We start from the raw sequence: 11962 nt of genomic DNA, 5'->3' as shown, positions 1-11962 counted from the left end.
AGCATCAGCGATGCCCGCCACAAGGGAGGGACGCGATGAAGGATATGACCACACCCCATCAGGCGCTGACGCACATGCGCGAAGAAATCGGTGCCGGGCTTATCGGCCACCAGATTCTGGTCGAGCGACTGCTGATCGCCTTGCTGGCCGGCGGCCATGTGCTGATCGAAGGCCCCCCCGGCATTGCCAAGACCCGTGCCGTGAACCACTTGGCGGCGCATCTTCCGGGAAACGATGCACGCATTCAATGCACCCCCGACCTGCTGCCCTCGGACCTGACCGGCACCCAGGTCTTCCGGCCTGAAACCGGAGATTTCGATTTCGTTGCGGGACCGGTATTTCACAGCCTTGTTCTGGTCGATGAAATCAACCGCGCGCCCCCGAAGGTACAGGCCGCGCTGCTTGAGGCCATGGCCGAAAGGCAGGTCACGACCGGCGGGGTCACACGTGCCCTGCCCGATCCGTTCATGGTTGTCGCCACCCAGAACCCGATTGAACACGAAGGCACCTTTCCCTTGCCCGAGGCACAGCTTGACCGCTTTTTGTTGCATCTGCGGCTGGACATGCCCGACGCCACGCAAGAGCGCGCCATCCTGGACCTGATCGAAGCCGAGGCGATGGCCCCCCTTCGGGTCGAGGCATTCGTCACCCCCGAACAGTTGAAGCAGGCGCGGGTCGAAATCGCCAAGGTTCACCTGGCCCCTGCCCTCAAGGATTTCATTGTCCGACTGGTCATGGCGACCCGCGATGGCGGTGCGGTGTCGCAATGGGTCGAGCATCCCGTTTCCCCACGCGGCACACTGGCGCTGGCCGGCGCCGTGCGTGCGCGGGCATGGCTGAACGGGCGCGATCACGGACTGCCCGACGACGCCGAGGATCTTGCGGCGGATGCCCTGTCCCATCGTCTGGTTCCGGCATGGCAGGCCGAAAGCGAAGGTCGCGACGGCCGGACATTGGTCGCCGAAATCCTGCGCGAGGTGCGCCCGTGGTAACTGCGACCGATCTGCCCGACGACACAGGTATCCGCGTCACCGCGACAGAGCTTCTGGCCTTGCGTCAGCAACCCGAAACGGATGGCGGCCATCGCCCGGCGACGCGCCGGCCCGGCGCGCTGGCGGCACGGCAGCAAGGCAGCGGAATGGATCTGCGAGAGATCCGCGCCTTTGTTCCCGGCGATGACCCCCGCCGCCTCGATCCGGCGGCCACGGCACGCACCGGCCATCCCCATATCCGCAGCCATCACGAAGACCGCGACGACATTACCTTGCTGTTGGCGGATTTTCGACCGGCGATGAATTGGGGCACGGGCCATTCCTTGCGGTCGGTTCATGCGGCGCGATGGCTGGCCCGGATCGGCTGGCAGGCGATCCGGCGCGGTGGCAGCGTCGCCGTGCTGACCGTATCCGGCGCCGGTCTTGCGCATCTTGGGGCCGCGTCGGGCGACGCCCATATGGTCAAGATCGCGCATCTTCTGGCGCATCAGCAAACCCGCGCGCTTGGCAATCAGACCGAGACCGCGCCCGGCGAGGCCTTTGCCACCGCCGCGCGGATCGCGCCGGCCGGCGGACAGGTCTTTCTTGCGACCTCGCCCCATGGTTGGCAGGGGGCCGAAACTGCCTTGGCCCGGCTGGCGCGCCGCCGCAAGCTGACCGTCGCGTTGATGCTGGACAAGATCGAAACCATGCCCCCCAAGGGTGTCCTGGCGATCCGCCGCGATGGCGAAGGACGGTTGGTCCGGCTGCACAAGCCCGATCTGACGGCACTGAGCGCCCGGCTTGCCGCCCTTGGTGCCACCCCATGCGAGGTGCAGCCGTGACGCATGAACAAATGCTGGCCGCCCTGCATCCGCCACGGATTCCAATCGACATGGCAACGCCGGGCTGGCAAGAAATCATCGCCCTCGCCGGGCTGGGAATGCTGACTGCGGTGGGATGCTTCGTGATCATGCGGCCATTCCTGCGGCGGCACGCATCACGCGCAAGCCGTATTCGTGCGACGCGTGGCCTGCCCCCGCAGGAACGGTTGCTGGCCATTGCACGAATAACGGGTTACCTGCCGGACCGTTTGCGCCCCGCAGCCTATGGCAAAGAACCCGCTCCGACGGATGATCAGATTGAAAGGATCATCAGCAAATCGCGCAGACCGGCATGAGCTTTGCCGCGCCATGGCTGCTGATCCTGCTGCCCTTGCCGCTTTTGCTGCGTGTGTGGCACAGGGGCGCGTCAGCGGTGTTTCCTGCCTTGCGGGTACCGGTTCACATCGACCGCGCCGCCGCACCTGCCCGCCCATTGCTTCGCAGCGCAGAGAACCGGTTATATGCTGCGGCATGGATCGCGCTGGTTCTTGCCCTGGCGGGGCCGCGCAGCGAAGCGATCACCGATATCGTGCCCGCATCGGGACGTGACATCGTGCTGGCGCTGGATCTGTCCGGCAGCATGATGAAAGAGGATTTCCATCTCGACAATCAGCCGGTTACGCGGTTGCAGGCCGTCAAGAAAACGGCCGCGACATTTGTCGCGGCGCGACGTGGCGACCGGATCGGCCTGGTCATCTTTGGCGAACGCGCCTATTTCGCGGCTCCGCTGACCTTTGACGTTCAGGCCGTCGCCCGCGCCATTCGTGAAGCACAGATCGGCATCTCGGGGCGCGGCACCGCCATTTCGGACGGGCTGGGCCTGGCAATGCGCCGCCTGAGCGATAGCGACGCCCCGACGCGGGTCATCGTATTGTTGTCGGACGGGGTGGATACCTCGGGCAATGTGCCAGCACCCGAAGCCGCCGCCCTGGCCGCAGAACACGGGATACGCGTGCATACGATTGCCCTTGGTCCCGCGGATATGGAAGATCAGCCCCAATCCCGCGATGCCGTCGATGTCGCCACCCTTCGCGAAATCGCCGCACGTTCGAACGGGCAGAGCTTTCGCGTCAGGTCCACCGCCGATCTGGAAAGGGTCGCCGCCACGCTGGATAGGTTGGAACCCAACCCGGCCACCCGCCCGCCGATGCGCTATTGGCGGTCCTATTGGGCATGGCCCGCGGGGCTGGCGCTTGCCTGCCTGATCCTTGCCGAAATTCGGAGGCGGGCATGGACCCTGACGTGATCCTTTTGCGGCCTTTGTGGTTGTTGGGGCTGTTCCCGCTGGCGGTGATGGCGATCGCGCGGCGGCACAATCCCGGCGACGCAGGCGGATGGGAACGGGTCATGCCCAAAGCCATGTTGCAGGCAATGATCGCCCTGGGGGCCATCCACACCCGACAATCGCGGCTGCAGGGGCTAAGCATGCCATTGGCGATTCTGGCCTTGCTTTGCGGCCTGAGCGGCCCCGCCATCCCGCGCGGCGACACGCCGGTCCTGGCCCAAAGTGACGCGGCGCTGATTGCAATCGACATGTCGGCATCGGTCGCCACAGGACCGGATCTCAAGGTGGCGCAACTGGCGGCGGCAGGCGTGTTGCAAGGGCTTGCGGGGCGTCCCGTCGGGTTGATCGTCTATACCGGCGAGGCCTATCTTGCCGCCGCGCCAACCACTGACCCGGCCACGCTGGAAACGCTGCTTGCGGTGCTTGATGCCGATACCGTCCCCGGTCGGGGCAGCCAGCCCGCCGCCGCCCTGGCCATGGCCGCGACAATGTTCCGACAAGTGCCGCAGGGCGATCTGATCCTGATTTCCGATGGCGGTGGCGTCGATCCGGCCACCAATGCGGCCGCCGACCGCCTTGCGGCGCAATCGGTGCGCATTTCGGCGCTGCGGCTGGTCAACCCGGCACCGGGTGCCAGCCCTCCACCCGGCGATGCGCTGGACCGCCTGACGCGCAATGATGGCATGGTCCTGCCCGCCGGGGATTCAACGCGTCTGGCGGCGGCGCTGTCAACCGGACCTTCCGTTCATCGGGCTGCGGACCTGACGGCGCTGCAATATCGCGATCTCGGGCCATTTCTGGCGGCACTGGCGCTGATCCCGCTGATGCTGCTTCTGCGGAGACCGCTATGAGATCCGCCCTGTTCGTTGCGCTGCTGGCGATCCTGATGCTGATGGCCGCAGGGCCAAATGCGCTGGGGCGGTTGGCCTTGCGCGCGGGCTGGAACGGCATCGCGACCCGTATCCTGCACGACCCGGCGGCACGCGGCGTCGCGCAATACCGGGCGGGCGCCTATCAGGAAGCCGATGCCAGCTTCGCCGCCGCCGGCCGTTCGCAAACCTACAATCGCGGGCTCAGCCTGGCAGCCACGGGCGATTACTCCTTGTCGGTGGCCTATTTCGACGCCATGCTCTTTGCCGATCCTGCCGATGAACAGGCGCGCCGCAATCGCCAGATCGTCGCGGCGATGTATCCCCCGGTGCGTGGACAGACAGTCGTGCCCGGTCGGATTTCAGGGGCCGGCGGGATAACAACCGATGCACCAATCATCGCCGATCTTCTTGCCAATGCCTCCGGACCCGAATGGGAACGCAAGCTGGACAATAAAGGCATCACCGCCAGTGACATATGGTTGCAAACCATCAGTGACGACCCCGGCGAATTCCTGAAGCTGCGGTTGCGGGCCGAATATGACCGGCGCGCACAACTGGGCCTGATCCGCCCATCCGAGGGTGAACCATGGTAAGATTCATCGCGATCCTGATCGTGATCCTGCCGGGATGCATGGCCGGAGCGCAGGACGCCCGCCTGATGATCCTGCATGATCACGGAAACCCCGTGGTGTCGGAAATGGTCCGGCTGCGGATACGCGGGGAATATGACCTGACGATTTCCCTCGAAGACATGCAGTTCCCCGATTCTCCCGAATATGACTGGGTGCAAACCGCGCGCGATGACTGGCACAAGGAACGTGTTAACGGCCGACTTCTGCAAATCTTCGAGCGCCAGATCGCGGTTTTCCCCCGCCGGGCCGGGCGGCTGCATATCGGGCCGGTTCACCATGACCTGACCTATGTCACCGCAGATGGCGGCAGAGCCGAAATTTCTGTCCCTGCCCCACAGACCACCCTGAATGTTCAGCCGTTTCCAGCAGATCATTCGCCGCTTGCCGCCCGCAGCCTGACCCTGACTGACCAATTGTCAGCAGAACCGGGCCAATTGAAGCAAGACGAGGTTCTGACCCGAAAGGTCACGATCGAGGCACTTGGCACGCTGCCCCATTACCTGCCGCCACGCCCCGATCTGCGCCAACCCTGGATGATCAGCTTCACCGCCCCTGAAATTCGCGAATCCATCCTGACCTCCGAAGGGCCGGTCGCGCGGGTGGAATGGGAATGGCAATTGCGTCCTCATACCGGTGAACCCGCAATCCTGCCGGGGTTCGGCTTTCCCTGGTTCGATACCATGTCCCGCCAGATCGAGGTTGCACCGATGAAGCCGATTCCCTTCGGCTTGGCAGGGTTTGGCGCGAATTTCGGCGCGGCCGAGGCCCCAGGTTTCCGCAATGCCTGGCTGGTCGTCGTGCCGCTGCTGTCCTTCCTGATCTCTTTGACCTTGTTGATCTACAGGTTTCGTCCACACAGCATGGCGGCATGGCTGCGCCGGCTGCTGCCCTCACCCCATATCGCGGCCATGAAGACTGCCGCCGCGCGCAACGACCTGCCTGCCCTGCGCCGCGCCATCGACCTGCACGAGACCCGCACGGGCATGCACCACGACACCTCGGCACTGGATCGGCAACTGTTCGGGGCCAGCCCGATGACGCAGTTCGACGCAGGCGTCTGGCTGCGGTCCTATCTTGGCGCGAATCGCCGCGCGCGCCGAAATCCCCCGGACAGCTGATACATTGCCTTGACGGAACGTGCCGGCGCATGAGAAATCCCGATCATGATCCTGCGCGCCCTGTTCCGCCCACCGGCGACCGACCTGCCCTCGAAGCCGGGCGACAAACGGAAGACAGTCCGCTGGCGCCCCCTGCGCCGTCTGCTCATCTGGTTGCGGTGGTTTCTTGTGCGGGTTCTGACGCTGATGGCGGTGCTGGTTGCGGTGTATGGCCTGATCAATCCACCGACGACATGGACGATTGTCGCGGAATCCCGTCAATATCCGATCAAGTCGCGATCATGGGTGACGATCGAAGATATTTCACCCGTCATGCGCCGTTCGGTCGTGGCCGCAGAGGATGCAAATTTCTGCCTTCATTGGGGCTTTGACATGGCCGAGATCCGCAAGGTCGTGGCATCCGGGTCCAGCCGGGGGGCGTCGACAATAAGCCAGCAAACCGCCAAGAACGTCTTTCTTTGGCAGGGCCGCAGTTGGCCGCGAAAGCTGCTGGAAACCGCCTATACACCGCTGATCGAAGCCATGTGGTCCAAATCGCGCATCCTTGAGGTTTACCTGAATGTCGCCGAATTCGGTCCCGGCATCTTTGGTGTGCGCGCGGCGGCGCGAGAATATTACGGCGTCGAACCATCCGATCTTACGGCGGTGCAGGCGGCCCGCCTGGCGGCGGTGTTGCCCGCACCCAAGGCGCGCGATCCGAACCGTGCCTCGCGCCGGTCGCGATCGATCGCCGACGGTGCCGCGACGATCGCGCGGGATGGCCGCGCCGATTGCCTCTAGCGCCTGCCCACAGTTGAAACGGACGGGGCCCGCGCTTATCAAGGCGGCGTTGCGAAACAATGAGGTCTCGAGCAGTCGATGAATAACAATACGCAGACCACGCGACTTTACCATTCTATGCTGTCGCCCTTCTGCCGGAAGGTGCGGCTGGTTCTGGCCGAAAAGAAGATCGAGGTGGAACTGGTCGAAGAACGCTATTGGGAAAGCCCGCCCGATCTGAAACGCCGGAATCCGGCCGGAAAACTGCCGGTGCTGCGGTATCGCGGCAACATGCTGGCCGAAAGCCAGGCCATTGTCGAATATCTGGACGAGGCGGTGCCGACACCGGCCCTGATGCCCCAGGCGCCGCTGGAACGCCACGAGGTGCGACGCCTGTGCGCCTGGTTCGACGACAAGTTCAACACCGAGGTGACACAGCCCATCATGAATGAGCGGGTCTGGAAAAAGATCATGCGCTCGGGCTATCCAGACAGCCGTGCCGTCAAGGACGGGCTGCGGGCGATCAAGGAACATGTCGACTATCTGACAACCCTTCTGGAAACGCGCAAATGGCTGGCGGGGAATACGCTGACGCTGGCCGATTTCACGGCGGCGGCGCATTTTTCTTGTCTGGACTATATCTCTGATGTGGATTGGGACCGGTCCGAGATGCTGCGCGACTGGTATGCCACGATCAAGTCGCGCCCCGCGTTCCGCTCGGTTCTGGCCGATCAGGTCCCCGGAATCCATCCGGCCCCGCATTATGCCGAACTCGACTTCGGATAGGCACCCCCGCCCCGCCAAAGCTGCTGGCGGGGCGACAGGTGATCCCGACCTGCATGAATTCAAGCGGGTTCTTGACGCACAGGCGCAGGAAATGGGGTTTGCCAAGATGCGCGTCACGCGGCCCGACGCCGTTCCCCATGTGGCCGGGCGCCTGCAAGAATTTCTGCAGGAAAACCGCCATGGTCAAATGGGCTGGATGGCGGAACGCACGCATTGGCGCGGCAATCCAGCGGCACTGTGGCCAGAAGCGCAATCGGTCATCATGCTGGCCGAACTTTACACCCCGGATCATGATCCGCTGGAGGTGCTGAAACATCCAGATCATGGTGCGATCAGTGTCTATGCACAGGGGCGCGACTATCATGACATCGTCAAGAAACGCCTGAAGCGACTGGGCCGGTGGCTGCTGGAACATCGCCCCGAAGAACAGATCAAGGTTTTCGTGGACACCGCGCCCGTGATGGAAAAACCCTTGGCCGAAGCCGCCGGCCTCGGCTGGCAGGGCAAGCACACCAATCTTCTGTCGCGCGATCTGGGCAGCTGGTTCTTTCTGGGGGCCATTTTCACAACCTGCGCCTTGCCCCCCGACCCACCTGAACACGAACATTGCGGATCATGCCGTGCCTGTCTGGACGCCTGCCCCACAGCGGCCTTCCCCGCGCCGTTCCAACTGGATGCGCGGCGTTGCATTTCCTATCTGACGATTGAGCATCACGGCCCGGTCGATCCCGAACTGCGTGCCTTGATGGGCAATCGAATTTATGGATGTGACGACTGCCTTGCGGTTTGTCCATGGAACAAGTTTGCCCAGCAAGGGCAGGAAATGCGCTACCATGGTATCGTGCACGCGCCCCCGCTCGAGGAATTGGCCCAGCTGGACGATGCCGCCTTCCGTACAAGGTTTTCGGGCAGTCCGATCAAGCGGATCGGGCGCAATCGCATGGTGCGAAATGTGCTGTATGCAATCGGAAATTCAGGAAAACAGAGGCTGCGCCCGATCGCGCAACGATTGACCGAAGATCCGGATGAGGCGGTCGCGGATGCCGCAAGATGGGCTGCGCTGCGATTAATGCCCGATCGCTAAAGCAGGAAATCATCAGCGGACAGGTCGTAATGCCCAGTCAGCCGGATCACCATATCGGCCCGCCCGTCACCATCCAGATCAATCTGGATGCGGGTTTCCGATCCGACATGCTGCCAGCGCAGCTGATGATCATCATGGAACCCGCGTTGACCGACATAGCGCAGGTCAAGCGGCCCCAAGTCCAGCACATCCTGCCCCTGCGCGAAATTCACAATGACGTCGGACTTGCTGCCCGTGCCGCTGTCGCCTTTGTCGGTATATTTGAAAACATCCCTGCCCTGCCCGCCATAAAGCCAGTCGCGCCCGCCCCCGCCCAGCAAGGTATCGTCGCCCGAACGGCCAAACAACGTGTCCTCGCCGCTGCGCCCGAACAGCTTGTCATGCCCATAGCCGCCATCCAGGCTGTCATCATGTTTCTGGCCATCGATCCGGTCATCGCCGCGCCCGCCAAACAGCGTATCATCACCATTGCCGCCCGTGAGTTCATCACGGCCCGAATTGCCATAGAGCTTGTCCCTGCCGGTGCCGCCAATCAGCGTGTCATTGCCGCTGCCACCTTCCAGCCTGTTGTTGCCGCCCGGATCCTGCAACCAATCCTGACCATTGCTGCCGATCAGGGTGTCGTGGCCATACCCGCCGAGAATCCGGTCGTTCCCACCGCCGCCGCCAATCAGATCGCTGCCTCTTCCGCCTTTCAGGACATCATGGCCCGATTGGCCGTAAAGCGTGTCATTACCGCCGCCTCCATCCAGAAGATCGTTCCCGCCCCCCGCTTTCAGCAGATCGTCATCATTTCCGCCATATAGCGAATCGGTCCCGGAACCGGCAGTCAGCCGGTCTTCCCCGTCATCCCCAAAAAGCTGGTTGTTGCCGGACATATCCTCCAATTGGTCATGCCCATATCCACCGCGCAGCGTGTCATTGTCATCGCCACCAAACAGCACGTCAAAGCCGCGCCCGCCCAGCAACAGGTTGCGCCCGGAACTGGCCTGCAACGTATCTGTGCCATCATTGCCATATAGCGTGTCATTTCCTGTGCCCGCCCCCAGAAAATCGTCACCGCCGCCACCATGCAGAAGGTCGCCACCATCCTGACCATACAGGGAATCATGACCAGCCCCGCCCGTCAGCAGATCGTCGCCATCGCCGCCTTTCAGCTGGTTGCGCCCCCCGCCGGACCCACTTCCCGCAATCAGCGTGTCGCGCCCCGAACCGCCGTCAAGGCGGTTGTCACCGCTGGCATCCTGAAGCAGATCATGCCCGCTTCCGCCGAACAGGTCATCATTTCCGGTGCCCCCGAACAGACGGTCATTTCCTGCCCCCCCGTCCAGCGTGTCCGCCCCGCTTTCGCCCCTCAACAGATCCGCGCCGTCCTGACCCCACAGCCGGTCATCGCCATCGCCCCCCGATATTTCGTCGCGCCCCCCACCGCCATAAAGACGATCGCGCCCCGCCTGGCCGAACAACAGATCCTGACCGGCACCGGCAACAAGCGTATCGTCGCCATCGCTGCCGATCAGGTTGTTGTTGCCCGACAGATCTTCCAGCCAGTCATCGCCATCGTCACCGACCAGTGTGTCATGCCCGGATTCCCCAAAGATCCGGTCAGCGCCGTCACCACCATATAGCCGGTCATTGTTCAGCCCGCCAAACAGCCAGTCTGCGCCCTGACCGCCATAAATCAGATCTTCGCCATCCTCGCCCCAGATGCTGTCCTGACCTGAATCGCCGAAAATCGTGTCGAAACCGGTTCCACTGAGGATCCGGTCAGCACCATCTCCGCCGCGCAACTGGTCATGACCTTCATCGCCGCGGATGCTGTCGTGACCGCCTGACCCCGAGATCGTGTCATTGCCCGCCCTGCCCTGAATGTTGTCGGGCCCCTGGCTGCCCAGCAGTTGGTCCGGGTCATTGCCGCCAAACAACCATCGCCCGACCGTGGTGGGGGCATCGTCTTCGGATACGGCCTGGGGATCGAGTTCAGGTAGCATGTAATGGGCCACGCGAAACATGTCGTTGGAGAAATCGCCAGCCGTCAACGACCGGCCATCCGATGTATAGATATCGACATGAGTGCCAGCATAGCTGATCCGGACGCCGGTATACTGGGGCTGAAAGCTCAGTTGCCATGTGCTGCGGATCATCCCCAGCAATGACATGTCCAACCGGTCCTGATCGGGGTTGTAATCTTCGATCACGATATGTCCGGCGCGGGACAGCACGAATACATCATTGCCTGCCCCCCCGGACATGGTGATGTCGCCTTCCCCGGGAACCAGGATGTCGTCACCGCCATTGCCGTCAAGCCGCGTGGTGCCGGAACGGGCAACCAGCATATCGTCGCGCTCGCCACCGCGCGCCACTCCCGATGCCGCGAATCCGGTGTCGCCAATACGCCCCGGATCGAGCGATAGCTGCGTGACGCCGGTTTCCGTCGCGCTTGACACGAACAGGCCGATCTTGCCGCCGGACACAACAGCCTCGATATCGCTGACATTGGCCAGCGACATTGCCTGGCTGTCCACGATATTCAGCTCATGCAGCAAACGCCCATCGGGCAACAGGCTGAACACGGACAGCCCGTCATCAGCCCCACCCGCGAACACGAAGCCGCGCCCGTCGATGACCGCCGTTTCCAGCGCCGTGGCAGACCGAAACCGGGTTGTCAGTTCATCGATCACGTGATCGGTCACCTCCAGCGCCCCGTCGCGGGACAGCTTGAACACGCTGAGAGACGACGAAGAGGCCCCGGAAACCACCAGGAAATCCCGCCCGCCGAATTGCAGGGTCGCGGCATGATTTGGAACAGAGTATCCGGTTCCTTGTGCCGATACATGCATGGCCCCGGCGCCAAGCACACCGTCCTCGCCGATCTTGTGGGTCGACACGAAATTCCCGCCCGATGACAGGGCAATCAGCAGTCGTTGACCATCAACCACGACATCAATGATCTGATCCAGCGACGCCCCCGGCATTCCGCCCGACAACGGCAGTTCAACCGAGGACACAGGTGCAATTTCACCTGTCGCGGACTGGCTGTAGATCTTCAGCGTCAGATCCGATGCCTGTGCCGCATATACAAAGTCGCCCGCGCCGGCAGAGAACTGACCCATCGCGGTCAGCTTGGTGCCGATCACAGCGGTCGGAAACATGCGCTGAAACGAGGCGGGGCCACCGTCGGATCCGATATATGATGTCAGGCCTTCCGCGCCACCCAGCTGACCAAGGTGAAGATAGCTGCCCCCGCCAATATCCAGCAGCGACAGCTCTGGTGCGCCCTGATAGGAAAATCCGTTGGGATAGGGTTGGTGCCCCGCAACCTCGATCGCGTTGTCGGGATCGCGAAAGGAATAGCTGGTGATGCCACCGTCATGATGGGTCGTCGAGAACAGGAAATATTCGCCCCCGACCCGTGCGATGACCAGATCGGTTACATTTATCAGCCAACGTGATGTGGCCGCACCATGCGTGACCACGTGGCGATAGGTGAACATCGGTTTACAGGACCCAAGCTATGTGACGCCACGACCCTAGGCCCGCCAGATTAACAAGCCATTCATCCGCATCCCAA

11 protein-coding genes are annotated in these 11962 nt (G+C 62.9%); 10 read left to right on the top strand and 1 reads right to left on the bottom strand.

Features of this window, described 5'->3' with window-relative positions:
- Positions 1-35 precede the first annotated feature (35 nt).
- From PAF17_RS06760 to queG, 10 genes are all read left to right on the top strand, one after another.
- On the top strand, positions 36-992 hold the full coding sequence (locus PAF17_RS06760) for an AAA family ATPase (protein ID WP_271888334.1): 957 nt from the start codon (positions 36-38) through the stop codon (positions 990-992).
- A complete protein-coding gene (locus PAF17_RS06755; protein ID WP_271888333.1) occupies positions 986-1816 on the top strand; it encodes a DUF58 domain-containing protein in 831 nt (276 codons plus the stop codon). The genes PAF17_RS06760 and PAF17_RS06755 overlap by 7 nt, the downstream gene beginning before the upstream one ends.
- A complete protein-coding gene (locus PAF17_RS06750) occupies positions 1813-2151 on the top strand; it encodes a hypothetical protein (protein WP_271888332.1) in 339 nt (112 codons plus the stop codon). Before PAF17_RS06755 ends, PAF17_RS06750 begins: the two co-directional genes overlap by 4 nt.
- On the top strand, positions 2148-3101 hold the full coding sequence (locus PAF17_RS06745; protein WP_271888331.1) for a VWA domain-containing protein: 954 nt from the start codon (positions 2148-2150) through the stop codon (positions 3099-3101). Before PAF17_RS06750 ends, PAF17_RS06745 begins: the two co-directional genes overlap by 4 nt.
- Positions 3086-3991: a VWA domain-containing protein gene (locus PAF17_RS06740; protein ID WP_271888330.1), complete on the top strand. Its 906-nt coding sequence runs from the start codon at positions 3086-3088 to the stop codon at positions 3989-3991. The genes PAF17_RS06745 and PAF17_RS06740 overlap by 16 nt, the downstream gene beginning before the upstream one ends.
- Positions 3988-4605: a tetratricopeptide repeat protein gene (locus PAF17_RS06735; protein WP_271888329.1), complete on the top strand. Its 618-nt coding sequence runs from the start codon at positions 3988-3990 to the stop codon at positions 4603-4605. Before PAF17_RS06740 ends, PAF17_RS06735 begins: the two co-directional genes overlap by 4 nt.
- On the top strand, positions 4599-5762 hold the full coding sequence (locus PAF17_RS06730; RefSeq protein ID WP_271888328.1) for a hypothetical protein: 1164 nt from the start codon (positions 4599-4601) through the stop codon (positions 5760-5762). The genes PAF17_RS06735 and PAF17_RS06730 overlap by 7 nt, the downstream gene beginning before the upstream one ends.
- A gap of 45 nt (positions 5763-5807) precedes the next feature.
- Positions 5808-6542, top strand: a complete 735-nt coding sequence (gene mtgA / locus PAF17_RS06725) for a monofunctional biosynthetic peptidoglycan transglycosylase (protein WP_271888327.1) — start codon at positions 5808-5810, stop codon at positions 6540-6542.
- Positions 6543-6620: 78 nt separating this feature from the next.
- Positions 6621-7307 carry an FtsZ-binding protein FzlA gene (gene fzlA, locus PAF17_RS06720; protein WP_271888326.1) on the top strand — a complete coding sequence of 229 codons (687 nt, stop codon included), beginning with the start codon at positions 6621-6623 and terminating at the stop codon, positions 7305-7307.
- Positions 7285-8391 carry a tRNA epoxyqueuosine(34) reductase QueG gene (gene queG, locus PAF17_RS06715; protein ID WP_271888325.1) on the top strand — a complete coding sequence of 369 codons (1107 nt, stop codon included), beginning with the start codon at positions 7285-7287 and terminating at the stop codon, positions 8389-8391. The genes fzlA and queG overlap by 23 nt, the downstream gene beginning before the upstream one ends.
- Here queG and PAF17_RS06710 read toward each other — a convergent pair.
- The gene (locus PAF17_RS06710; protein ID WP_271888324.1) at positions 8388-11885 is read right to left on the bottom strand and encodes a calcium-binding protein; all 3498 of its coding nucleotides are present in this window, start codon (positions 11883-11885) and stop codon (positions 8388-8390) included. The two genes, queG and PAF17_RS06710, sit on opposite strands and share 4 nt — an antisense overlap.
- Between the last annotated feature and the right edge of the window lie 77 nt (positions 11886-11962).

This window comes from Paracoccus onchidii (genome assembly GCF_028294535.1).
Taxonomy (GTDB): domain Bacteria; phylum Pseudomonadota; class Alphaproteobacteria; order Rhodobacterales; family Rhodobacteraceae; genus Paracoccus; species Paracoccus onchidii.
Note: the sequence above shows the minus strand (reverse complement) of the source record. Positions and strands in the feature narration are given on the sequence as shown.